We start from the raw sequence: 24,387 nt of genomic DNA on the forward strand, positions 1-24,387 counted from the left end.
GTCTCCGGTCCTCGGTCTCCGGTCCTCGGTCTCCGGTCCTCGGTCTCCGGTCCTCGGTCTCCGGTCCTCCGTCTCCGGTCCTCCGTCGTCGGTCATTTACTCATGAAGATACTTGCGCTGATGCCTGATGCGTACCGCGGATTCGGTGGCATCGCCCAGTACAATCGAGACCTGCTGGACACGCTCTTAGCCTTGGACCGTGTCGTCCAGGTTGTCTCGCTGACGCGGCATTACCCCGACCCTGATTCAGGACTTAAGCCGCCTCCGGAAAAACTCGTGCAGCACTTCTGTGCCAGCAGTTCGGCGCGCTACGTGTTGGCGGCCTTGAGACACGGATTGAGCCTAAATCCGGACGTTATTCTATGCGGGCATATCAATCTGCTTCCGGTTGCCGCACTGCTCAAGAGGCTCACACGCAGCTCCTTGATATTGGAGGTGTACGGCATCGAAGCCTGGGAACGCCGCCGTGGACTCCGCTCGTGGGGCACGAAGCAAGTGGACCTCGCGATAGCCATCAGCCGCTTTACACGCGAGCGGCTCATTCGCTGGTCGGGACTCGATCCACACCGAATAAAAATCGTTCCCAACGCAGTACACCTCGATCGATACTCGAGTGGCGACAAACCCGGCTATCTAGTCGAGCGTTACGGGGTCGAGGGCAAACGGGTGCTGCTCACGGTCGGGAGGCTTCCGGGCCACGAGCGCTACAAAGGGCAAGACCGAATCATCGCGCTGCTTCCGAAGCTGGCCGTCGAATTCCCTAATCTCGTTTACCTGATCGTCGGCGACGGGAGCGATCGCGCTCGGCTCGAAGCGATGGTGGCGACGCTGGGTCTCGAGGAGCACGTAATCTTCGCTGGCCGGATTCGCGAAGACGAGAAGATCGATCACTACAATTTGGCGGACGCGTTTGCGATGCCGAGCACCAGCGAGGGATTCGGCTTCGTGTTTCTGGAAGCAGCCGCCTGCGGCGTGCCAGTGTTAGGCGGAAGGAACGACGGCAGCCGGGATGCGCTGGTTGACGGGCGTCTGGGCGTGATGGTCGATGCCGAAAACCCTGGCGAGTTACTGAAGGGGCTGGAAGAAATATTGAAACGGGAGAAGTGCGTGCCTGATTGTATCAAGCCGTTCGGATTCCCGAGGTTCCAGAAGCAGGTGGAAGAGCTGGTGGGAACGACGGCCGACCGATGACCGGGGGACGACCGGACCGCCGGCCGCCGACCGATGACCGATGACCGGGGGACGACCGGACCGCCGACCGCCGACCGATGACGGTCTCCGGTCGTTTTGTCGGTGCTCCGTCGCCGTCCTCCCGTCGTCCTCCCGTCGTCGGTCTCCCGTCGTCCGTCGTTTTATGACCTACAAGTTCCAGAAGCTCGAGACCTATCAGTTGGCGCTGGACTATTTGGATCTCCTATACGAGTTAACAGCTCGCTTGCCCCGCAGCGAGGAGTACAACCTGAAGTCGCAAATGCCTCGCGCGGGGACTTCGATTGTGCTGAACATTGCTGAAGGTTCTACTAGCCAGACCGATCCAGAGCAGTTGCGCTTCCTGGGAATGGCTTTGCGCTCTTTCGTTGAAACGGTCGCCTGGCAGGATGTGATCGAGAGGCGAAAGTACTTGAGCGGTGAAGATCTTCGGCCAGCTCGGGAGCTTGGCGAGAAACTATTCGCAAAGATCCAAGCGATGAGGAGAGCGCTGAAGATCGACCGTTGACGGTGCGATGACCGGCGACAGAAGACGACGGCTGACCGCTGACGGTCGCCGGTCATAGGTCTTCGGTCGTATTCGGTCTCCCGTCGGCCATCGCCGGTCGCCGGTCTTCCGTCGCCCCGTCATCCGTCATCATGAACGAAATCATCATCGAACCAGGCCGAAGCCTGAAACACTACTGGCGTGAACTCTGGGCTTACCGCGAGCTGTTCTACTTTCTAGCCTGGCGAGACATCGCCGTGCGCTACAAGCAGACGGTCATCGGCATAGCCTGGAGCCTGATTCGCCCCTTTCTCACGATGGTGGTGTTCACGGTCGTCTTTGAAAAGCTGGCGAAGCTCCCTTCGGAGGGCAACGCGCCTTATCCCATTCTGGTTTTTGCGGCGATGCTGCCGTGGCAGTTCTTCTCCAACGCGCTCACCGCAAGCAGCAACAGCCTTGTCGGCAGCGCGAGCATGATCTCAAAGGTCTACTTTCCGCGTCTGGCGATCCCGGTAAGCTCGGTCATCGCCACCTTCGTCGACTTTCTCATTTCGTTCGCGATGTTGCTGGTGTTGATGGCGTGGTTTCAGTTTGCTCCAAGCTGGCGAATGCTCATGTTACCCCTGCTCACGCTGCTCGCGGTTGGGGCGGCGATGGGAGCGGGCTTGTGGTTCGGGTCGCTCAACGTCAAGTATCGCGACTTCAGCCACATCGTTCCGTTCGTTGTGCAATTCGGGACCTACGCCTCGCCTGTCGGCTACAGCACCAACATCGTGCCGGCGAAGTGGCGTTTGCTTTATTCCTTGAACCCGATGGTAGGGGTGATCGACGGATTCCGCTGGGCGATCATTGGCGGAGACGCTGAGCTTTACTTACCGGGCTTTTTGCTATCGATTGGTCTTGTGACGTTGATGTTGGCAAGCGGCATCTGGTATTTCAGAAAGACTGAACGCACGTTCGCGGATGTGATTTGAGGAAGACGGACGACGGAAGACGGGAGACGGACGACGGGAGACGGGAGACGGACGACGGGAGACGGGAGACGGAAGACGGGAGACGGACGACGGGAGACCGTTGACCGACCCACGCTGCGGTCATCCGTCTTCGGTCGCCGGTCGCCCTAGCTTCGGCGTCAGGCAAAATCGGATCATCCTGACCATTCATGCAATTGAAGAAATGGACGCTGATGACCTGCTGAAAGTAGACCTTGAGCATTGCATCCTGAACGGCGAGATCGTCGCCCGTCAGTGGGACAGCAATTTTAAGGACTACAAATATATCCTTGACGGTGAGACACTAGCCGGCGAGGAAATCGAAGTCGTGGCCAATCTCAAAAGCGACAAGATAATCATCATCACTACCTACCTGCTATGAAAAGAAAGAAGAGGGCCCGTGATGTCGAATGCGCCTTGTGCGGTCAGCGCACGGCTAGAGTCGTGCTGACCCCGAAAGTGTTTGGGCGCGGCGCACGGCGCGTGCTGATCGAAAACATCCCGGTGTACCACTGCCGGAATTGTCACAGTCAGTACGTTGACGGCCGCACGATGGACGCGATTGACGAAATCAGAAAGAACCCTTCTGCCTGGAGTCGGAAAGAGACTATTGCCACAGCCGCGCTAGCAGCGTGAGATGTAGTTAACGTGGCATACGAGATAAAGCGGCAGTTCTCTGCACGAGGGTTACACGATCAGGTGCAGGCGCATCACCCTTCGCGCTTGGCCCTTAGTTCTTAGTCCTTTGCCCATATGTCCAACACAGTCATCACAGTCGAAAACCTCGGCAAGAAATACATCATCGGCCATCAAGCGAACGGCCATCGGACGCTTCGCGACGTGCTGGCAGACTCGCTCTCCGCGCCCTTCCGCTTGCTGAGACGGACGACGGACGACGGACGACGGGCGACGGCAGACGGTCCTCGGTCGTCCGTCTCCGGTCCTTCTTCCGGTCCTCAGTCGCCGGTCATCGGTCCTCCCCCCGGTCCTCCGTCGCCGGTCTCCGGTCGTTCCGAGGAGTTCTGGGCCTTGAAGGATGTGTCCTTCGACGTCAAGCAAGGCGAAGTAGTCGGCATCATCGGGCGGAACGGCGCGGGCAAGTCTACTCTGTTGAAGATCCTCTCGCGGATCACCGAGCCGACCACGGGCCGAGTTAGAATTCGAGGCCGCGTGGCGAGCTTGCTTGAGGTGGGCACCGGGTTTCATCCCGAGCTGACCGGCCGCGAGAACGTCTTCTTGAACGGCGCGATCCTCGGGATGAGCCGCGAAGAGATCAAGCGGAAGTTCGATGAGATAGTCGCGTTCGCCGAAGTCGAAAAGTTCCTGGACACGCCGGTCAAGCGCTACTCATCGGGGATGTACGTAAGGTTGGCTTTCGCTGTGGCCGCGCATCTCGAGCCTGAGATACTGATTATCGATGAAGTGCTCGCGGTCGGGGATGCGCAGTTTCAGAAGAAATGCCTGGGTAAGATTGGCGACGTGGTGACCTCCGGAAGAACTGCATTGTTAGTATCCCACCAGATGTCCGCAATTGAATCTTCTTGTACGCGCTGTGTGGTTTTGAACTCCGGCGAGATTAAGTTTGCTGGTACGACTGCCGATGCGATTCGGGTTTACAGTCGCGAGTTGGTTTCAACAATTGACTCCCAGGATAACGATCACATAAAACGAGTTGGCAATGGACTGGTCCGTTTTGCCTCATTTGGTCTTGAAGACGACTACGGACAGAGAATTTATTCTGCCGCGAGCGGAAAGCCGTTGACACTTGTGTTTGGCTACGAAGCGACTCCCTGTTCCGAGCGCTCGCTCTCTTTTGGTTTCTCGATCCACACAGTTACGGGTCAGGCAGTCTGCGTGCTGTATAGCGATTATCAGGGCATCACATTTAGCCCTGTATATGAACACGGCGTGTTGAAATTCACGACACCCAGGCTGATTCTAGCTGCTGGAACTTATTACGTCGCAGTGCGCCTACTGGTCAACGGCATAGAAACAGATTTTCCTAAGGATTTCGTGGGACGCTTCGACATAGACGCCGGCGACTTCTATGGCCAGGGAGTCGGTTTCCATGGAGGAAATGGCCCGGTATTAATTGAAGGAGAGTGGCAGCATCTGGCAATCACATGAACATAGTCGTCCGTAAGTTTGTTTCTGGGTACCGCCTGCTAACCCACCTGCTGCATCCGCATCTAATTCGCTTTCGTTGCAGGACGCGCATTCCTCAATATTATTTAATTGATGGCTGGTTATCCGAAACTGAGGCGCTTGCTTTGTACGATCTTGCCCGAAGTTTGAAGAAAGATGCTTCGGTTCTTGAAATCGGCGTTTGGCAAGGAAAAAGCACTTATTGCCTTGCTCGTGGTCTCAGTGGCGGCACGGTTACTGTCATCGATCCTTTTAATGCTGATGGAGGAGCAGATGCAGATAGTGAGGCCGTCTATAGAGAAATACAGAAGGAAAAACAACTTGATCTGCTTGAGACGTTTCAAAGAAATCTTGAGCGGGGCAAAGTAGCCTCAAAGGTTAAGACGCTCCGCGGGTATTCTCAACAGTTCGTTGGTTCCGTGCCGGCGATCGACTTACTGTTCATAGATGGCGACCATTCCATCGAAGGATGTTCATTTGATTTCGACGCATATCAAGACGCTGTTCTTCCCGGCGGCTATTTGCTCTTTCACGATTACGATCCAAGTCGCTCGAATCTTGGACCAACATGGGTTGTTCATAACAAGGTACTACCTTCTGGGAGATATAAACCCCTTAGAGTCTTAGAAAGCTTATGGGTCGGCCAGCGCACTTGACTTAGCAAAGATACGAGCATTCCAGTGGAACCAAGCCTCTCGTCGCCGAACTCTGCCAGTAGAAAGTTATCCGTCGAATCTAAAGTCGCCGTATGAGTCTAATAAAAAGGGCAACTAGACACTTTGTTAAAGAGCGGCTCAGTCCTCACCATCCGCGTGAGCAGACCATAAAAGGTGTTGTGTCCAAGCAGTACATTAAACGATTTATTCCTGATGACCCTATAATTGTTGAGGCTGGCGCCCACTTAGGCTGGGACACAATAGAAATGAGCACGCTGTGGTCTAAGGGTATTATCCATGCCTTCGAACCAGTTCCTGATCTGTATGGTCACCTCCAAGAAAACACGAACGGGCTGGAGAATGTTAGGTTGTACCCGTGTGCCTTAAGCGACAAGACAGGCATTGCGAATCTGTTTGTCAGTAGCGGTTCCTCAGACGCATCCAGCTCTCTACTACGTCCGAAGGAGCACTTGTCTGAACATCCCACGGTATATTTCGAGGAGGCAATCGATGTCCCTACCATCACCCTGAACCAATGGGCTAAAGAAAATCGGGTGGAAAAGGTTGATCTGCTATGGCTGGATATGCAGGGCTATGAACTCGCAATGTTAAGAGCGTCTTGCGAACTGCTAAGAACTGTCAGTGCTATTTACACCGAGGTTAGCCTTAAAAAATTATACGAAGGTACACCACTTTATTCTGAAGTTCGCGAATGGTGTGAAGAACAGGGCTTCGAGGTAGAACGGGAAGAGCTAGCTTGGGCAGACGCGGGTAACGTGCTTTTCGTCAGGAACAAGAATGTCTTCTGAGGAGACCAGACCAACTATTATCTGTCTGACCCCTGTTAAGAACGAAGCATGGATTCTAGATCGGTTTCTCCAATGCGCGAGTGTTTGGGCAGATCACATCGTGATCGCAGATCAAGGTTCAGAGGATGGCTCTAGAGAAATCGCAAGCAGATATTCGAAGGTCGCTCTGATAGACAACTCATCCACGACTTACAGCGAGACGGAGCGCCAGAAAATCCTTTTGGCGGCAGCGCGACGCTTTCCTGAGCCTCGATTGCTGATTGCTCTGGATGCCGATGAAATTCTTACTGCCAATTTCATGAAGTGCCCCGAATGGAACACCGTTCTTCGGGCGGCTGTGGGAACAGTGATTTACTTCAGGTGGGTCAATCTGCGGCCTGATCTTCAATCCTATTGGTCGCCCGATTCCTATCATGCCTGGGGCTTCATGGATGATGGTAGTGAACACAATGGCTTTCTGATGCACAGTCCGAGAGTTCCCGTCCCTGCCGATGCGCCTAGATTAAGACTTAGGAATATTCGAGTGCTCCACTATCAGTATATCAAGTGGGAGCGAATGGAAAGTAAGCACCGATGGTATCAGTGCCTGGAGCGGGTCAATCAGCCTTCGCGCAGTGCGATTGACATCTATAGGCAATATCACCATATGAACGCGATTCCTCCCGGTGAGATCTATTCCATGCAAAAGGACTGGGTTTCTGGCTACGAGGAAAAGGGCATTGATATGACAAGCGTCCGAGAGGAAGCTACGTACTGGTGGGATCGGGAAGTGTTGGCGATGTTCGCACAGCATACGCCGAAAGCATTTAGAACAGAAGATATATGGGGTGTGAATTGGTCCGGATTGCTAAAGAAAACCAATCCCAATGATGCGCTTATCACCTACCAGGACCCTCGAAGCCCATTTGATAAACTCCTCCACCGCTGGTTAAGAAAAACCCAACCGATCTATCACAAGAAATGGGTCAAACTCGTTGATAAGACGCTGGCTAGTTTCGGGTGGTAAGGTGCGTCGCCGTCGTAGAAGAATACATCACCGGCTCTAGGCGGCTTAGTGATCGACGGTGCGGCGCTTGGTGCCACGTAGCATAATCAATCTAGAGAGCGATGGCTTTGAATAGTATGGCGTTATCACAACAATTCCCTTCGTCTCAGCCAGGCAGAATCGGCTGGCCATGGACCCAAGGCACCGAGCCTCTGCTGCCATTGAAAAAGAGCGGGCAACCATTGCCTAAAATAAGCGTTGTTACCCCCTCGTTCAATCAAGGTCAGTTCATCGAAGAGACGATCCGCTCTGTCTTGCTTCAGGGCTACCCAAATCTGGAATACATAATTATCGACGGCGGAAGCACTGACACCTCTGTTGAGGTGATTAAGCGGTACGAGCCCTGGTTGAGTTACTGGGTAAGTGAAAAAGATAACGGCCAGGCGCACGCCATAAACAAAGGGTTCTCCCGAGCTACAGGCGATATCTTCGCCTATATCAACAGTGATGATATCTACGGAGAAGGAATACTCACCGAAGTGGCGCGAATTTATTTGGAAGCCCCCGACAACTTCTGGATCTCTTTCAGTATGGAGGATTTTGACGAAGCCGGCATCCGATATCCCAGACCCGTAAGCGAGTTTCACAGTTTGTACACCTGGATCTACCGCGCAGAAATGATTCCTCAACCCAGTTGCTTCTGGTCGCGCCACCTTCATCTGGAGATAAATGGTTTTGATGAAAACATGCATTACGCTTTCGATAAGGATTTCTTTGTGAGACTCCTTATTAGAGGCTTTATGTACAAGGCATACCCGGAAACAATTGGCTCATATTTTCGCCTGCATCCCAATTCAAAAACATGCTCAACTCTGGAGAAGTTTGCACCTGACGAAGATTTGATCAAGCGTAAAGCAGAGGGTCTACTTAGTGTTAAACAACATCGAGAAATACAAAAGAGAAAGCGGCACAATCGTGCCGTCGATGCACTAAGTGCTGCCCAAACTCAACGAAACGCTGGTTTTTTGCATGCACAATCTCAACTGCTCAAATCATTGACGATTGAACCTGCGATGCTATTTGATCGGATGTTTTGGGGGAGGTTGAAAAGAAACTTAATACCAAGACAAGGCCGATCCGAAAAGTCTGTTGTACTCGACGAGTGATCTCGCGCAGGTTATTCGAAGAGTTATCCGATCCCGCCGAATCGGTTACCTGAATGAATCGTCGAAACCAAGCTAAGGATATTGCAGAGACTGTGCTGCCACCGAGAGTAATGGACTCATTGCTTATTTTGTGGCGGTTTGTCTATTGGAAGCGCAGAACATCTATCAACCCCCGTAGGAATCGGGCCATCGTCAAATCGTTTCTAACGAGCGGCCGTCCGATCAAACTGGAACTAGGGTCTGCAAGACGCCCAGGCATGGAGGATTGGGTGGCGTCAGATATCACTGGTGGTGGAGACATTAGATTGGATCTCACCCAGTCCATTCCGTTCCCTGACAACTCAGTGGAATTGATCTATTCGTCGCACGTCCTTGAACATTTCTCCTATCCGATTCCAATGATTCATTTGCTCAGGGAATGCCATCGCATTCTTAAGCCGGGCGGCACATTGCGGGTTGCGGTGCCGGACGCGCGGATCTTTCTAAATGCGTATGTCGACCCCGGCTCCTTTGACAAAGCCCGTTTCTGTAGCTTGGATGTCGGCTTATCCTACAAAAGCAAAATTGACTATGTGAATTTTATTGCGTACATGGGCGGAGAACACAAGCACCTGTTCGACGAAGAGAATCTCGTGCTGGTGCTTGCGGAGGCGGGCTTTCGGGATGTTTGCATCCGAGTCTTCGACCCGGAAGTAGATCTCGAGGTTAGACGCCACGAATCAATATACGCACAAGCTGTAAAGTGACAGCTTCACTAATCAACCTCACTAGGTCACGTAAAGAATCCGAAACTTCTATATGTCAGTACCGGTGCTCTTAATCATTTTTAATCGCCCCGAGCTAACGCGACGCACACTGGAGGCGATTGCATGCGTGAAGCCTCAAACCCTGCTTGTCGCGGCCGACGGTCCGCGCTTTCCTGAGGAGGTAGATCGATGTGAACAGGCAAGAGAACTTATTCGCAACGTAGATTGGAACTGCGACATCAGGACCAATTTCTCCGATACGAATTTAGGGTGTGGCATTCGCATCTATACTGCCATCGACTGGGCAATGTCCCAATTTGAGGAGCTAATAATTCTTGAGGACGACTGTATTCCTTCGAGATCGTTTTTCGGATTTTGCGAAGAGTTACTTGCTTATTACCGAGACGATGAACGTGTGATGCACATCAGCGGCAATAACTTTCAGGGAGGAATAGCGCGAACTGAATATAGCTACTACTTCTCGAAAATAACTCATGCGTGGGGCTGGGCCACGTGGAAGCGGGCTTGGAAACATTTCGACTGGCGCATGAAGAGCTGGCCCGAATTCAAGAACGCAGGGCTGATGGGATCCTGCTGTGAAGACCTTTACGAGCTGAAGTACTGGACGGATATCTTTGATCAGACTTATGCGGGTGCGCCGGATATTTGGGACTATCAATGGAACTATGCCTGTTGGTCCCAGAATGGTTTAGCTGTATTGCCGAGCAAGAACCTTGTGTCGAATATAGGATACGGACCAGATGCTACCCATACGCAGGGAGAAGCACATTTCATGAATCTGCCAACAGAAGATATTGTTGATATCAATCATCCACCCTTTGTCGTGCGAGATAAAGCTGCCGATCGATATACCTTCGATCACAATTTCGGTGGAAAGGCCATGAAGCAGGCCGATACTTGGTCGGCAATACTGAAGAAGAGAATCCGAGTCGTCTATCTACCGATTCGCGCTTTCCGAAAGGTTTGGCGACTGCTTAAGCCTAAGGAAGCGTGAAGGTTGAATGGAATTAAATCGCCCGATGCGCATTCTTCAGGTGAGTATGGCAGATATATTGGGCGGGGCGGAGTCTATAGCGAGAAACCTTTTTCACGCCTACCGTGCGAGTGGACACCAAAGCTGGCTCGCGGTGGGTCTTAAGCGTAGTGATGACCCCGACGTACTCGTCATCCCCAATGATGAGTACCGAAATCAGTGGACAAGGATGTGGCTCAAAATCGCAGCTTCTCACAATCGGCTGGAGACCAAAGTGCGCGGAGTTGGGCGTCTCATTAATATGTGGCGTTGGACCGGTGAGCCGAATCGCTGGATCGGGCAGCAGCTTGGCATTGAGGATTTCGATTTTCCAGGGACGAAGCATCTGCTTGATATAACTCCAAAGCGTCCAGACATTATCCATTGTCATAATCTGCACGGCGGTTACTTTGATTTGCGAGAACTGCCGAGGCTGAGCCATCAAGTCCCGGTCATTCTGAACCTGCATGATGCATGGCTATTGAGTGGTCACTGTGCCTACTCTTTCGCGTGCACTCGGTGGGAAAGTGGGTGCGGGGATTGTCCTGATCTTACGATTTTCCCTGCGGTCAAAAGAGATAGCACAGCTCACAATTGGAAAAGAAAAAAAGATATATTCACAAAGAGTCGGCTCTATGTTGCCACACCTTCACAGTGGCTTATGGAAAGAATCAAGAAATCCATTCTTGTTCCTGCCATTATCGAGGGCAGGGTCATTCCAAACGGCGTTGATCTTTCCGTTTTCCGTCCCGGAGATAGGCGGAGGGCGCGCGCGGAACTCGGGATCTCTCAAGAGGCCAGAATGCTGCTCTTTGCGGCCAATGGCATCAGGCAAAATGTTTTCAAAGACTATAAGACCTTTCGAGCTGCGGTGGCTGAGGTCGCTGAGTCAAATCCTGGGGAGTTGGTCTTTATCGCTTTAGGAGAGGATGCGCCGTTGGAAAAGATCGGGAAGGCGGAAATACGCTTTGTACCTTTTCAAGAGAACCCAAAAGACGTAGCACGGTATTATCAAGCTGCCGATATATACGTCCACGCCGCAAAGGTTGAATCATTCGGTAAGACAGTATTGGAAGCACGCGCATGCGGTATTCCAGCGATCGCAACCGCCGTAGGAGGAATTCCGGAACAGATGAAGAGTCTGCATCTACCCGCGTCGAGTACCGAACACCCCTCATACCCGATGGAAGAAGCGACGGGCATACTGGTGCCAGAAGAAGATATCGGAGCATTGGTATCAGCAATAGAAACACTATTGCGAGACGAGCCGCTGCGAAAACGGCTCGGCGAAAACGCCGTTGGAGACGTGCGCAGACGATTCGATTTGAAGCTGCAAGCCGAAGCGTTTATTTCGTGGTATAAGGAGATTCTCGCCTCCCAAACAGTATTTATGCTTGAAGCTAATGATCGGCACCAGCGTGGATCATGCTTGAATTAATAAGCGAACTTCCGGCGGCCGCTGTCGGCAAATCAGGCTGGCCGTGGACGCAAGGTTCGAGACCGGTAGCACCGAACATGCGGAACGGTAATCCCTGGCCAAAGATCAGCATTGTTACGCCTTCATTCAATCAGGGGCAGTTTTTGGAAGAAACCATCCGGTCAGTTCTTCTTCAGAACTATCCGAATCTCGAGTACATCATCATGGATGGCGGCAGTACTGATGGTAGTTTGGATGTAATAAGAAAGTACGAAAAACATCTTGCCTACTGGCAGAGTGAGAGGGACGACGGCCAGGCCGATGCGATTGCTAGAGGCTTCAATCGAGCAACCGGTAGCATTCTGAGTTGGCTTAACTCGGATGATATTCTACTACCAAGAGCCTTGATGCACATCGGGAAAGCTTTTGCCAGGAATCCAGCTATAGGAGTCGTCTTTGGAAATACCTTAGTCATTAACAGCGATAGTACTGAAGTGAATCGTTATTTCTGGCCGGCGATGCTTTTTAGATATCACTGGTCGTTGGGACAATCTATTGGCCAGGAATCCTGTTTTTGGAGAAGAGAAGTTTATGATCGAGTCGGCGGACTTAACCCGGAAAAGTTTTTTGTTATGGATTACGATTTGTTTTTTAGGATGTGGGAAACTGCCAGGTTCAAAAAAATAAGAAGATTCTTAGGAGGTTATAGAATCCATGAAGAAGCGAAGAACTCTAAATATCGCGACGTGTGGGTAAGAGAGTTGAGCGCCGCAAAAGAGATTTATGGAATTAAGGAATTAGGCTATTTCGGACTTCGCGTTGCGAATAGGATTGATCGCTTTCAAAACAGATTGGAACGTTTTCTGTTCTTTCTAGGATCCTTGAGAGAGCGTGATTGACAATATCAGAAGCCTAGTCAAATCGACTCTAAAGCGCACTTTCTTGTACGACCTCCTGAGAAAGTTCAGGATGTGGAATGAAGCTAGAAGGCCTCCGGAGAGTGAAGCGTCGGACACCTGGGGCCTCGGACCTTCATCGACCGAAGAGGTTAAGCAAAGCACGGTTCGGGAGTACGGAGAAAGGTTTAACGTGGCCGCATTCATCGAAACAGGAACGTATGAAGGTGAGATGGTTGACGCTGTAAAAACCTCCTTCAGTAGAATCTATTCAGTCGAGCTGGACTCAGCCCTTTTCGAAAGGGCAGAAAGCAGGTTCACCCTCTATGAGCACATAACGATACTCCGCGGCGACAGCGGCGACATCTTGCCTCAGCTTCTACGCGATCTTCGCGTCCCCAGCCTGTTCTGGCTCGATGCACACTATTCGCACGGCATCACGGCACGAGGAGAACTTGAGACGCCGATAATGAGGGAGCTTGAATCCATACTTCACCACGATGTATCCGGACACGTGATTTTGATCGATGATGTTCGGTGCTTCACCGGCGAGCACGATTATCCAACCGTCGAGGAAGTCCAACAGTTCGTTTTTAGCACACGGCCGGAGCTGAAGTTCAGCGTCGCAGATGACATTATCCGAATACACCCCTAGCTGTCTGCTAAGAGCAAAGAGCCAAGTGCAAAGAGCAAAGGGCAAAGAGCTAGGTGCCCTTTGGCCTTTGCTCCCTGCTCTAGCTAACTATGTGCGGAATAAGCGGCTGGTGTCTTAAGCTTTTCGATGGTCATTGTTGGAAGGTAAACTGACAATGGGGTTGTTCGGGTCAGTCAAACGCCACGTCAAGAAGGGTATCAACAAAGCACTCGAGAATGCGATGGGCGTTCGCCTCTACAGTGTCCGTGCCCACGCGCGCGAGGACTGGTACGACATCAGGAAAAGTGGTTGTCGCATCGAGAGTATTTTCGATGTGGGCGCCAATATTGGTCAGTCGGCTAACAAGTTCCGAGAAGCTTTTCCGCTTGCAAACATCTACTGTTTCGAACCCGTTCTGGGTAATTTTCAGGAGTTGCACAAGAGTGCAAAAGGCGACTCCTATGTTCAGTGCTTTCACATGGCCCTGGGCAGTGCGCCTGGCACCGGCAAGATCTATCTAACCGATCATTCGACGACCAGTTCCCTTATTGAGCCTGAGAATTCTCTCGGTTTTGAGGAAGTGCAGATAGACACAATTGATTCCTTTTGCGCTGTGCGCGGGATTGAACGGATCGATCTCCTCAAGGTGGACGCAGAGGGATTCGACCTTGAGGTGCTCAAGGGAGCCGCCTCACTGCTGTCTTCGGCGAGCGTTGCGTTCGTGCTGGCTGAGGTGGGATTCCATCCTGGCGATACTCGTCACGTTCTGTTCGATTTTGTACGCGAGTTTCTGATGGCGAATGGTTTCCACGTCTACGGCTTCTATGATCAGAATCTCGAGTGGTCAGGTGAGAGTCGCCTTCGGTTTGCAAACGTCTGCTTTGCGAATGAAACGGCTTTCCGCAACTAGAAGTCAATGCATGGCCGCGTTACCCTTAGCTCACTCCACGAAAGACGATGTTGGCACAAGGTAAAGGAATTCATCATAGCTACTCGGCAGGCGGGATCCGTTTTGCCAGCAGAAAATGCGCTTGCGACAGTGAAAAGAGATAGTCCATGTGCGGCATTAGCGGTTGGCTTCTTAGACCAGGGACTGCGCGCGACGATAGCCACTTAGTCGCCATGGCCGACGCCATCGAGCATCGCGGACCCGATGATCGAGGCTACTACTTCGATCGCGAGCGCGGTGTCGCCTTCGGACACAATCGGCTGAGCATCATTGACCTCTCTCCAGCCGGGCACCAACCGATGGCAAGCGAGGACGGGCTCTTCGTTCTTAGCTACAATGGCGAGCTTTACAACTTCCTCGACTTGAGACGGGAGCTTGAAGGGCTGGGGCATCAGTTTCACTCGCGCACTGATAGCGAAGTCGTGCTGCACGGTTTCATTCAATGGGGACCGGCGTGCCTGGATCGCTTCAACGGAATGTTTGCGTTTGCGATCTGGTCGGCCGGCGAGAGTAAGCTCTTTCTCGCGCGCGACCCGTTAGGCATGAAGCCGCTGTACTACGCGGCATTGCCGAGTGATCAAGGCTTCGTCTTCGCCTCCGAGATCAAAGCGTTTCTGGCGCTGCCCGATTTCAAGGTTCACATCAATCGCGATGCACTCGACCAGTTCCTGGAGTTCGGCTACACCTTTGACGATCATGCAACGTCGCTTGAAGGCGTCTTCAAGCTTCCACCCGGTCACTCGATGGAAGTGGTCGAGGGCGCCGCTTTTCAGCCCAAGGCTTTCTTCACGCCGCCTGCGCCCGATGCGAGCGAGATGGGTGCCCGCGAACAGGAGCTTTATGAAACGCTTTCGAAAGTAGTCGCCCAGCACCTCATCGCCGATGTGCCGGTTGGCTTGCTGCTCTCGGGCGGGCTCGACTCCAGCATACTCGCCGCGCTCGCAGCCCGTCACACGCGCATAACAACGATCAGCATGGGCTTTGCTCAATCCGCGATCGACGAGCGCCCGCGCGCGCGCGCGGTCGCTAATCACATTGGGTCCGATCATCGAGAGATCACAATTCATCCGCACGAGATCAGCGAAGACCTTGAAGAGATCGCCTGGTACTTCGACGATCTGTTCGCCGACTGGGGAACGGTTTCAACGCGATTGATGTACAAGAAGTGCCGCGAGCTTGGAATCAAGGTGGTGCTGGTGGGCGAAGGATCGGATGAACTGTTCGGAGGCTACCCGATCTTCGACGCTGCAATGAGCGCTCGGGGACCGATGACGTGGAAGCTGTTCCAGCTCTACCGGCGTTACGCGGGCCGGCGCTACGGCAGTCACTTCGCGAAGTTCGCGGCAATTATGAGGCGACACCTCGGCGAGTCGAACGGCGATCTGTTCAACGCGGTGCGGCTGTTCGAATCTCGAAATCAACTGCCTAACAACTACGTGATGAAAGTGGACAAGGCGAGCATGTCGGTGAGCGTGGAGGCTCGCGCGCCGTTCCTCGACCGGCGAGTGGCCGAGCTGGCTTATCGCACACCGGCGCATTGCCTGTTGAAGGATGGCGCCAACAAATACTTATTGCGTTCGATGGCCGAGCGGTTCGAGTTGCTGCCTATTGAGACAACGCGGCGCGAGAAGTTCGGGGCGTCGATCGCGGCATCGTGGATGGACGAGTCTGAAAAGTTTCGCGACTATGCTCGACAAGTGATCCTGGATCGCAACGGCTGGGTCGATGAGCTCGGGCTGCGTGCTGCGATGACCGATTACTTCAACGGCAAGCGGCAGGGGTACTCATTCCCGCGCGCGATCAGCATCTTCAGCAACCTTGCATGGAGGCTACTGCTTTTGAATCTTTGGTCCAGAAGGTACGTAGGAGTATGACAACGGAAGAAGGGCGAGGAGAGACAGACGACCGAACGACCGGGGACCGGGGACCGCGGACCGACCGACCCACCGCCGTCTTCGGTCGTCCGTCTTCGGTCGCATTGGTCGGCATTCTGTTGCCGTTCGTCGTAGCGATTGCTCTCTGCGCTTTTGCCTCGATCTGGCCGCTGCGACTCGACGCGCGAGCTCTTCAGGACTTGAGCAAAGTTGAGAGCCTGGGCCTCCCTCAATCGTCTGGCGAGTTCATCTTCCTGTCGCGCGACAACAGCGTCGAGAGCGCGCGCACGGCGACGTTTGGTCTGCGGCAGCTTGCGTTCCCCAATGGCACGGTGTTCTGGGCGGCGTTGAAGGCACAGTGTATCGGACCCTGGTTGGGAGGGTTCGCCGCAATCGACCAGGCTGGTAACGCCTTTCTAATCTCGGGCGGCGCGGACGGAGAGTGGCAGTGGGCGCCGGCACACGAGCTAGCGAACGAAGCGCGCTCGCGAAGCGCCACGAGTTTCGTGGTCTACGACTCATATCAAACGCGAGCGCTCTTTGAACAGCGATGGCCGTTCTTGAAAGCGAGCAGCAAGGTCGCCGTGCTTACTGATGGCCTGGTGATGCGTCGAATTCCGTTTGATCGCGACGCGATTCCGCTGGCGCCGGGCGAGGCGAGGGCGATGCTCGCCGACGCAGGCTTCACTATGATAGGGACGCGGTATCGATTTTATTTTCCAAAGATGTTGTCGGCGTTGCGGCCGCTTGAACGCTTCGCCGAGCGGATGCCGCTCGGAGCGCAGTATTGCGTTCTTGCTCGCAAACCAGCGAATCTCTAATGCGGACTCACAATGATGCTATGAATACCAACAAGCCTTGCTTGACCGTAGTCATCCCTGCATTGAATGAAGAAGAAGCCATCGGCGGCACGATCTCCAGATGCCTCGCCGCAAGCGCGGAGATATGCGAGGCGGGCGGCATCAGCGAGGTCGAGATCATTGTGGTCAGCGACGGCTCGACCGATCGCACTGTCGAGATCGCGCACGACCTCGCCGATCGCAACCCGCAGGTCAAACTTATCGTGTTCGACCACAACCGAGGTTACGGCGCGGCGATCAAGGAAGGCTTCAACAGCGGCAAAGGTGATCTGCTCGCGTTCGTCGACGCGGACGGAACCTGCGATCCGCGCTTCTTTGGCGAACTATGCTCGGCGATGCGAGGCGAAGAGGCCGACATTGCGTTAGGTTCGCGGATGGGGCCAGGCAGTCACATGCCACGAGTGCGTCGCCTGGGCAATAGAATCTTCGCTCTGGTGCTTGGCTTTCTGAGCGGTGAAGCAGTCACCGATACGGCGAGCGGGATGCGAGTCATTCGCCGCCAAGCGCTCGCCAAGCTGTACCCGCTGCCTGACGGACTGCACTTCACTCCGGCCATGAGCGCGCGTGCCGTCATGCAAAGGCTGAGAATCATCGAACTCCCGATGGCTTATTCCGAACGCGTCGGCGTGAGCAAGCTGCGCGCGGTGACGGACGGGCTTCGGTTCCTTCGCGCGATTGTCGACGCAGTGTTGTTCTATCGTCCAGCCCGAGTGTTCACGCTGTGTTTCAGCCTTTGCGCGCTTGGCGTTTTGCTGCTGGCGATTTCGCCTGCCGAGTTCTATTTGCGAAATCACTACTTCGAAGAATGGATGATCTATCGTTTCGTTGTTGGTCTGCTTTTGGGCGCGATAGGGTTCACGCTCTTGTGCGCGGCGGTGATCGCTGACGAGCTTTTCGAATTGACCAACAAACGGCGCCGTTGGAATAGCTTCGGCAGCCAGCTTCTATATCAGGTCTTCTCGAAGGCCTCGCTGCTCACAATCAGCGCGCTGTCGGTTCTGGTTTCGGTGGTGCTTGTGTGGCCCGGCGTCGTCGAGTACTTCACGACGCGGCACGTGACGCTGCACTGGTCACGCGTGATCGTAGCGGCGTTTGGATTCTTGATAGCTACGGAGTGCGTGGTCACCGCGAGTCTTCTGCGAATCGTCGGGTTGTGGAAGGACTTCCTGGCGTCCTCCCAGAAGTCGATCGAGGTGGCGGCAGAGCACAAGGTAGAGGCCGCCACGCCATTGGAAGAAGCGAGGCATAGTTAGGATGATGGAAGGTGTGGTCTCCACGATCATCCCGGTCCATAACCGCGCTGGGATGCTGCGCGAGGCTGTCGCCAGCGTACTTTCGCAAACCTATCGCCCGATCGAGATCATTGTCGTCGACGACGGCTCGACCGATGACACAGCGAGAGTCGCCGACCAGCTTGTGCGGACGCATCCACAAGAGGTTCACGTGATTCATCAGTCGAACACCGGGCCTGGGCTTGCGCGAGAAGCGGGACGCCAGGCGGCGCGCGGCGAGTTCATTCAGTACCTGGACAGCGACGACTTGCTGTTGCCCGAAAAGTTCGAGAAGCAAGTGGCGGGGCTCAATGCCAATTCCCAGTGCGGAGTTTCTTATGGCAAGACGAGATTGGGCAGAAAGGGCGAAGCCTCCAATACCGTCGCGTGGAAGCGCACCGGCGAACGGACCGAGACCATGTTTCCGTCCTTTCTCGAATCTCGCTGGTGGGGCACCTCGACGCCTCTGTACCGGAGGCGAGTGACGGATCAGGCCGGATCGTGGTTAGACCTGCGCAACGAAGAGGACTGGGAATACGATTGCCGGATCGCCACTCAGGCCATCCTCTTGAATTACGTGGCCGAGTTTGTTTCCGAAGAGAGGGACCACGACGAACACAGATTGAGCAGAGGAGGCACGCGCGACAACCGAAAGTTGAAGGATCGCGCGGCGGCGCACGCGCTCATTCTGACGCATGCAAGAGAAGCGGGAATAGGGGCGGGGGCTGCGGAGATGCAGCACTTCGCGCGAGAGCTTTTCCTGCTGTCGCGCCAGTGCGGGGCTGCCGGCCTCGATGAAGAATCCAAGGAGCTGTTTGCCCTCGCCAGAAAAGCCTCGGGAGAGGCGCGCGGTCGAGGATGGGATTTCGAATTGTATTCGTTCTTCGCCAATGTTGTTGGATGGAACAGAGCGGGGAAGCTGGCGTGTTTATCGGACAGATACCGGCGAGCGTAGTCGATGATCGATGTTTCAATCATTATCCCCACGTACAATAGGTGCGGTCTGCTACCCCAGGCCTTAGAGTCTTGTCGTCAGCAAACGAGAAGCAACTCTCTGAAACTCCAAATCGTCGTCGTGGACGATTGTTCGACTGACGGAACGCGCGAGCTCTTGCGGGAGTATCAAGAAGACGTTGAGGCGGTCTTCCTTACTCAGAACGCTGCACAGTCGAATGCGCGTAATGCCGGGCTTAAGGCGGTCAGCGGCAAGTATGTGAAATTTCTCGACTCTGATGATGTTCTTGTAGAGGGCTCGCTATCTCGAGAGGTTTCTTTAGCGGAGAATGACAACGCGGACATAGTGGTTTCGGGTTGGGGAGCGGCAAGAATAGACCGCGCGGGTCAAACCGTGCCTGGTACAGAGAAGCGGTGGCCGGCCCCTAATATGGAGCCTCTGCCCGATACGGTGATATGGGGTCGCGCGGCGCCGACCTCTTCCGCGCTGTACAGGAGAAGCTACATCGCGGATTTGGAGTGGGACCCGGACCTGTCGAAGCTCGACGACTGGGATTTCTTTTGCCGGGCCGCTCTGCGCATGGGGAAGATTGTGGCCCTGGATGAAGTCACCTACTGGATGCGCGAACACGAGGGAGCTCGAATTACGAACTCATCATCGCTGCTAAAGAACGCGCTCGAGCATCACCGGATCCTCCACAAGATGGAGGAGACGCTGAGGGAACGTGGCGAGCTTACGGCGCCGCGTGCGCATTGGATGGCCAGGTACTACTACAAGGAGCTGCGAGTGCTGAGCCTCCATGACAGACCGTCATTTGAAAGAGCGGTTGAGCACATACTGATGCTTGACCCGACCTTCATTGCCGGAGATGCGGAGCGAACAAAATACATGCGGCTGTTGAGTAGAGCGCTGGGGTTTAGAAGAGCGAATCTCTTCCACTCATTCGTCAAACGTAGAATCAAGCGAGTTTGAATGCGAGGTCGTAGCGAGTGACTGAGCAGATTGAGGTTTCCGTAGTGATGAGCGTCTACAACGGCGCGGATCATCTGCGTGAAAGCGTAGATAGCATTCTGTCCCAGGAAGGGGTATCGCTTGAGTTGATAATCGTGGACGACGGCTCGACGGATGAATCAGACCGAATCTCGGGAGAATATGCGGATCGAGATTCGCGAGTCAGAGTCGTTGATCAAGAGAACCAGGGGTTGACGCGCGCATTGATAAATGGGTGCGCGGCAGCGCGCGGAAAGTACATCGCCCGGCAAGACGCTGGTGACGTGTCTATGCCCGGAAGATTGAGAAAACAGCTCACATGTATCAAGGAGAGGCCGGATGCTTCATTGGTCTCCTGTGGGACAAGATTTGTCGGGCCGCAAGATGAATACCTTTACGATGTGACTCGGAATCCGTGCGACGCAACCGAACGGCTGCTAACGCTGGACCCGGCTGTCATCGAGGGACCATCAAGTCACCCAAGTACTATGTTTCCCAGGGCCGCTTACGAAGCGGTAGGAGGATATCGTTCGGCATTTTACTTCGGTCAAGATCTTGATCTGTGGATTCGGCTTGCCGAGCAGGGAGAGCATATTGTTTTGCCGGAGGTGTTATATCAAGCGGCCGTCACTGTGCAGTCGATAAGCGGACTCTACAGAAGGGAGCAGGTTGAAATAGCGAAGCTCATTCTCGCGAGCGCCGGACTACGCCGAAGGAGTATCAACGACGTCGGCATCTTGAACCAGGTGAAGCTAATGAAACCGTCGACTAAACGTCAGCAAGACAGACTTCAAAGGGCCAAGGCCCTCTATTTCATCGGGAGCTGTTTGAGGAAGCGCCGTAACCCGGTGGCTGCACATTATTTTCAGCAAGCGCTCAGATCAAATCCCTTCCACGTTAAGTCAGCGCTTCGGTTGCTACTCGGTTAATCTGCGAAAGCCATGAACCTGCTAACGGAGAAAGCCAGCAACGTTATCGTTCGTACAAGGCGTAAATGATCCAACTGCATGCTTGCTCCACCGCGACGCCGACCGGCGGAGCTTCGAAGCACATCGGCGGCGATTCGGTGCGACGCGCGACTAACCATCAAGCGTTGCGAGTCCCTTTATTCGAGGGCATTTTGCGAACGATGACCGGGCCGGCGCGAAATAGAAGACGGGAAGCGACGCCACCCCGGGGGTTCAAGATCTCATAGCCTCGTCGCTCAAAAAACAGTATCGCCTCGTGTGAGTCGATCGAAGCGCAGGCATCTGAGTCGGACATCCAAAAGTGCTCGTAGTTCGGGCGAATTCTGGCGAATCGCAGAGGCCCGGCTCCCGCTTGTGTCAGGCGCCTCCACACTCTCCAAGGGAGGCTCGCGACGCCACGGAAAACCACCGAGTTCCGGATAGGGATAGACATTTTGACCACTCGCTGCTTCCACGCGAGTTCGCGATAGGAACGAACCGGAATGCCGTCCGCAACCCACGGCCGACAATGCCAGGCTGGTGCGAGGTAGGCCACGCCGCCGGGCGCGAGGACGCGATCGATTTCTTCAAACGCCCGATCGGTCGATGGAATGTGCTCCAGTGTCTGAACCGAGAAGACAAACCGGCACGACGCCGACGCGAGAGGAATCAAATCCGCAGTCGCGCAGAGTCCAACATGCCCGGCGAGATTCCGGCGCAGGGCCGATAATGAAAGGTCGAGCGCCACGTAGTCGCGTGCGATATTCCTGAACGCTCCCCGACCGGAGCCGATTTCCAGTACGGGACCGTTGCCTGCGGCTGAGGCGAGGGCTGAGGAAAAAAGCGATTCAGGGCCGGTGTTCGGAAGGTATTCTTCATCGTTTTGATAGAAAGCAACGCGAGTGTCGCCAAGCGGCGTCTCCGAGGCGAGCTGCGCTCGCACCTCTTCGTCCTCGAGAAGGATCGGAAAGCTGGCGACGACGGGAAATCTAGAAGCACAGCGCGAGCAAGACAGGCTATCGTCGAGGGCCGTCTCTACCCGCCGCGAAAGGCACTTCGGGCAAATGATTGGAAGCCTGTGATTCATCCGATGTTCACTCTCGAACGAAATGATCTTTATGAGACGTCGCTTTTCATTCTAACACTGTGTCACAGGCGCGGATGACGCCTCAGATACCGGATTCGCTTCATGCAGACAGTGCGGCTTCGATGAAACCACGCCTCGCGATCGTCGCCTCGCACGTGATTCAGTACCAGGCTCCTCTGTTCCAGCGCCTAGAGGCAAGCGGTGAGGTTGATCTGACGGTTTTTTACTGCGACTCAGCCGGTAGTGAGATCTACCAAGATCGGGATATGAAAACGACTCTAGCATGGGACATTCCGTTGCTATCCGGCTACCATTACGAGACGCTCCGCAACTACTCACCACTCGGATCGCTCAACGGTTGGGGCTTGGTCAATTTTGATCTTCCCCGTCGGCTGGTTAAGGGGGATTTCGACGCCGTCGTGTTCATGGGATGGGGAGTTGTGAGCTATTGGCTCGGGTTCGCGCTATGTCTTTTTCGCCGGATCCCCTTTTTCCTTTACGGCGACAGTAGCGAAATCCCGCGCAGTCACTCTATCCGCCAGCGGGTTCGTGATCGAGTGCTCCGAGCCCTGTTCGCGAGGACAGCCGGGTTTCTAGTCTCGGGACGTTACAACGCCGACTATTATCAGCATTATGGGGGAGACGAGACCCGGTTCTTCTTCGTCCCCTGGGCGGTCGACAATGATCGCTTCGAGCGGCAAAGTCGCCTCAACGAAGCTGAGCGGATCGAATGCCGCGAATCTTATGAGATCACACCTGAGGCAATCGTCATCCTTTTTTCGGGAAAGCTTCTACCAAGAAAAGGGCCGATGGATCTGCTCGAGGCTTTCGCCCGCATGCCGAATCGGGAGCGCGCCGTCCTGATGTTTGTCGGCGACGGAGTCGAGCGGGAGCGCCTCGAGAGGTCCCGCGATACCCACTCGTTGACAAACGTTCGGATCACCGGGTTCCTCAATCAATCGATTCTCCCGAAGATCTATGGCATGAGTGATGTGTTCGTTCTACCTTCGTACTTCGATCCGCGCGCGACCGTCGTGAACGAAGCAATGGCGGCAGGCCTCGCCTGCGTCGTGTCAGATCGGATTGGTCCCAGCGGAGATATCGTCCGAGACGGTGAGAACGGTTTCGTGATCCCGGCCGGAGACATTGACACGCTGTCGTCGCGCCTAAACCAGCTTGTGGCGGAGCCGTCGCTTGCGCGGAGGATGGGAGAATGCTCGCGCGCGATCATCGGACGTTGGAGCTACCGAGAGGACGTCGAGGGGATGGTTGCGGCTGCTCGTTTTGCGAGATCGCTCAATGAGAAAAGGAGCGCACGAGAGTGAGATCTGCGCCTCCTTCGATTTCGATTGTGGTACCGACTTACCGGCGAGAGAAAGTCTTATTGGATACGATCGACTATCTTGTGAGGCTCGACCCGGGCGCGGTCGAGGTACTTGTCGTTGATCAGACGGAGGAGCACTCATCCGAGACCGCTGTTGCGCTGAGCGAGCTAGCGAGTACAGGAATGATTCGGTGGGTGCGTCTCTCGCAGCCTTCGATACCGCACGCGATGAACGTCGGCTTGATTGAAGCGAAACAGGACGTGGTCCTATTCCTGGATGATGACGTGATTCCGAGCGCCAACCTGATCGGGGCGCACGCACGAGCTCACCAGAATGGTTGGAACATTGTAGCGGGACAGGTCCTGCAACCAGGGGAAGAACCGGATCTAGAGTCGGGCACCTCGAATACGTTTCGGTTTTGCTCTTGTACCTCTAGATTAATCACGGAAGTGATGGGTGGGAACTTCTCAACAAAACGAAAGTTGGCGCTAAAGGTCGGAGGGTTTGATGAGAATTTCGTGCATGCAGCCTATCGCTTTGAAGCTGATTTCGCGGCGCGTGCCCTCGCGGCCGGCGAGAGGATTTACTTTGAGCCCGAGGCGAGCATTCGCCACCTGAAAGCAACCATGGGTGGAACTCGTTCGTACGGCAATTACCTTACCACTATCAAGCCAAGCCACGCGGTCGGCGACTACTATTACTTGCTTCGCGCGAAACAAGTCCATCGCCGCGTACTGAAGATGCTTTGGCGGCCCTTGCGAGCAGTTAGAACCAAACATCACCTCAGACATCCTTGGTGGATCCCAGGAACGCTAATCGCCGAACTCTGGGGCTTCTTATGGGCGGTCGCTCTAGCGGCCAGAGGTCCGCGTCTGATCGGGACGGATGACCGACGACGGAGGACCGTAGACCGATGACCGTCGCCCACATCGTCAGTCGTCGGTCCTATTCATT

General features: G+C 54.4%; 25 protein-coding genes and 1 pseudogene. 24 read left to right on the forward strand and 2 right to left on the reverse strand.

What is annotated here, in order from left to right; translation table 11 throughout:
- Positions 1 to 102 precede the first annotated feature (102 nt).
- From AABO57_05675 to AABO57_05685, 3 genes are all read left to right on the forward strand, one after another.
- Positions 103 to 1,191 carry a glycosyltransferase family 4 protein gene (locus tag AABO57_05675; protein MEK6285211.1) on the forward strand — a complete coding sequence of 363 codons (1,089 nt, stop codon included), beginning with the start codon at positions 103 to 105 and terminating at the stop codon, positions 1,189 to 1,191.
- Between the two features lie 163 nt (positions 1,192 to 1,354).
- Positions 1,355 to 1,717, forward strand: a complete 363-nt coding sequence (locus tag AABO57_05680) for a four helix bundle protein (GenBank protein MEK6285212.1) — start codon at positions 1,355 to 1,357, stop codon at positions 1,715 to 1,717.
- 131 nt (positions 1,718 to 1,848) lie between these two features.
- Positions 1,849 to 2,670 carry an ABC transporter permease gene (locus AABO57_05685; GenBank protein ID MEK6285213.1) on the forward strand — a complete coding sequence of 274 codons (822 nt, stop codon included), beginning with the start codon at positions 1,849 to 1,851 and terminating at the stop codon, positions 2,668 to 2,670.
- A gap of 1 nt (position 2,671) precedes the next feature.
- On the opposite strand, the pseudogene AABO57_05690 reads toward AABO57_05685, so the two are convergent.
- Positions 2,672 to 2,767, reverse strand: a pseudogene (locus tag AABO57_05690) (hypothetical protein).
- A 3-nt stretch (positions 2,768 to 2,770) separates the two neighbouring features.
- On the opposite strand from AABO57_05690, the gene AABO57_05695 reads away from it, so the two are divergent.
- From AABO57_05695 to AABO57_05785, 19 genes are all read left to right on the forward strand, one after another.
- Positions 2,771 to 3,070, forward strand: a complete 300-nt coding sequence (locus AABO57_05695; GenBank protein MEK6285214.1) for a DUF4258 domain-containing protein — start codon at positions 2,771 to 2,773, stop codon at positions 3,068 to 3,070.
- Positions 3,067 to 3,324: a YgiT-type zinc finger protein gene (locus AABO57_05700; protein ID MEK6285215.1), complete on the forward strand. Its 258-nt coding sequence runs from the start codon at positions 3,067 to 3,069 to the stop codon at positions 3,322 to 3,324. The genes AABO57_05695 and AABO57_05700 overlap by 4 nt, the downstream gene beginning before the upstream one ends.
- A gap of 117 nt (positions 3,325 to 3,441) precedes the next feature.
- A complete protein-coding gene (locus AABO57_05705; GenBank protein ID MEK6285216.1) occupies positions 3,442 to 4,815 on the forward strand; it encodes an ABC transporter ATP-binding protein in 1,374 nt (457 codons plus the stop codon).
- Positions 4,812 to 5,489 (forward strand): class I SAM-dependent methyltransferase, encoded by a 678-nt coding sequence (locus AABO57_05710; GenBank protein ID MEK6285217.1) that lies wholly within the window; start codon positions 4,812 to 4,814, stop codon positions 5,487 to 5,489. The genes AABO57_05705 and AABO57_05710 overlap by 4 nt, the downstream gene beginning before the upstream one ends.
- Positions 5,490 to 5,581: 92 nt before the next feature.
- Positions 5,582 to 6,298, forward strand: a complete 717-nt coding sequence (locus AABO57_05715) for an FkbM family methyltransferase (protein ID MEK6285218.1) — start codon at positions 5,582 to 5,584, stop codon at positions 6,296 to 6,298.
- Positions 6,288 to 7,304, forward strand: coding sequence for a glycosyltransferase family 2 protein (locus AABO57_05720; GenBank protein ID MEK6285219.1), 1,017 nt, complete (start codon positions 6,288 to 6,290; stop codon positions 7,302 to 7,304). The genes AABO57_05715 and AABO57_05720 overlap by 11 nt, the downstream gene beginning before the upstream one ends.
- 101 nt (positions 7,305 to 7,405) lie before the next feature.
- Positions 7,406 to 8,449 carry a glycosyltransferase family 2 protein gene (locus AABO57_05725; GenBank protein MEK6285220.1) on the forward strand — a complete coding sequence of 348 codons (1,044 nt, stop codon included), beginning with the start codon at positions 7,406 to 7,408 and terminating at the stop codon, positions 8,447 to 8,449.
- Positions 8,450 to 8,718: 269 nt separating this feature from the next.
- Positions 8,719 to 9,195 carry a methyltransferase domain-containing protein gene (locus AABO57_05730; GenBank protein MEK6285221.1) on the forward strand — a complete coding sequence of 159 codons (477 nt, stop codon included), beginning with the start codon at positions 8,719 to 8,721 and terminating at the stop codon, positions 9,193 to 9,195.
- Positions 9,196 to 9,322: 127 nt separating this feature from the next.
- Positions 9,323 to 10,210 (forward strand): glycosyltransferase family 2 protein, encoded by an 888-nt coding sequence (locus AABO57_05735; GenBank protein ID MEK6285222.1) that lies wholly within the window; start codon positions 9,323 to 9,325, stop codon positions 10,208 to 10,210.
- Positions 10,211 to 10,217: 7 nt separating this feature from the next.
- Complete coding sequence (locus AABO57_05740) at positions 10,218 to 11,666, forward strand: glycosyltransferase (GenBank protein MEK6285223.1); 1,449 nt, start codon at positions 10,218 to 10,220, stop codon at positions 11,664 to 11,666.
- Entirely contained in the window at positions 11,654 to 12,544 is an 891-nt protein-coding gene (locus AABO57_05745; protein ID MEK6285224.1) for a glycosyltransferase family 2 protein, read from the forward strand. Before AABO57_05740 ends, AABO57_05745 begins: the two co-directional genes overlap by 13 nt.
- Complete coding sequence (locus tag AABO57_05750) at positions 12,537 to 13,196, forward strand: hypothetical protein (GenBank protein MEK6285225.1); 660 nt, start codon at positions 12,537 to 12,539, stop codon at positions 13,194 to 13,196. Before AABO57_05745 ends, AABO57_05750 begins: the two co-directional genes overlap by 8 nt.
- Before the next feature lie 136 nt (positions 13,197 to 13,332).
- Positions 13,333 to 14,085 carry an FkbM family methyltransferase gene (locus tag AABO57_05755; GenBank protein ID MEK6285226.1) on the forward strand — a complete coding sequence of 251 codons (753 nt, stop codon included), beginning with the start codon at positions 13,333 to 13,335 and terminating at the stop codon, positions 14,083 to 14,085.
- A 146-nt stretch (positions 14,086 to 14,231) separates the two neighbouring features.
- Complete coding sequence (asnB, locus tag AABO57_05760) at positions 14,232 to 15,998, forward strand: asparagine synthase (glutamine-hydrolyzing) (GenBank protein ID MEK6285227.1); 1,767 nt, start codon at positions 14,232 to 14,234, stop codon at positions 15,996 to 15,998.
- The gene (locus AABO57_05765) at positions 15,995 to 16,819 is read left to right on the forward strand and encodes a hypothetical protein (GenBank protein ID MEK6285228.1); all 825 of its coding nucleotides are present in this window, start codon (positions 15,995 to 15,997) and stop codon (positions 16,817 to 16,819) included. The genes asnB and AABO57_05765 overlap by 4 nt, the downstream gene beginning before the upstream one ends.
- 20 nt (positions 16,820 to 16,839) lie before the next feature.
- The gene (locus tag AABO57_05770) at positions 16,840 to 18,111 is read left to right on the forward strand and encodes a glycosyltransferase family 2 protein (GenBank protein MEK6285229.1); all 1,272 of its coding nucleotides are present in this window, start codon (positions 16,840 to 16,842) and stop codon (positions 18,109 to 18,111) included.
- 1 nt (position 18,112) lies between these two features.
- Positions 18,113 to 19,084 (forward strand): glycosyltransferase, encoded by a 972-nt coding sequence (locus AABO57_05775; GenBank protein ID MEK6285230.1) that lies wholly within the window; start codon positions 18,113 to 18,115, stop codon positions 19,082 to 19,084.
- Between the two features lie 3 nt (positions 19,085 to 19,087).
- A complete protein-coding gene (locus AABO57_05780; protein MEK6285231.1) occupies positions 19,088 to 20,056 on the forward strand; it encodes a glycosyltransferase family 2 protein in 969 nt (322 codons plus the stop codon).
- A 17-nt stretch (positions 20,057 to 20,073) separates the two neighbouring features.
- The gene (locus AABO57_05785) at positions 20,074 to 21,003 is read left to right on the forward strand and encodes a glycosyltransferase (protein ID MEK6285232.1); all 930 of its coding nucleotides are present in this window, start codon (positions 20,074 to 20,076) and stop codon (positions 21,001 to 21,003) included.
- Between the two features lie 157 nt (positions 21,004 to 21,160).
- Here the strand turns inward: AABO57_05785 and AABO57_05790 are convergent, their stop codons facing one another.
- Positions 21,161 to 22,108: a class I SAM-dependent methyltransferase gene (locus AABO57_05790; GenBank protein ID MEK6285233.1), complete on the reverse strand. Its 948-nt coding sequence runs from the start codon at positions 22,106 to 22,108 to the stop codon at positions 21,161 to 21,163.
- A 122-nt stretch (positions 22,109 to 22,230) separates the two neighbouring features.
- Here AABO57_05790 and AABO57_05795 point away from each other — a divergent pair, with 122 nt between their 5' ends.
- Entirely contained in the window at positions 22,231 to 23,433 is a 1,203-nt protein-coding gene (locus AABO57_05795; GenBank protein ID MEK6285234.1) for a glycosyltransferase family 4 protein, read from the forward strand.
- Entirely contained in the window at positions 23,430 to 24,350 is a 921-nt protein-coding gene (locus AABO57_05800) for a glycosyltransferase family A protein (GenBank protein ID MEK6285235.1), read from the forward strand. The genes AABO57_05795 and AABO57_05800 overlap by 4 nt, the downstream gene beginning before the upstream one ends.
- Positions 24,351 to 24,387: the final 37 nt, after the last annotated feature.

It is taken from the genome of Acidobacteriota bacterium (assembly GCA_038040445.1).
Lineage (GTDB): Bacteria > Acidobacteriota > Blastocatellia > UBA7656 > UBA7656 > Onstottus_A > Onstottus_A frigus.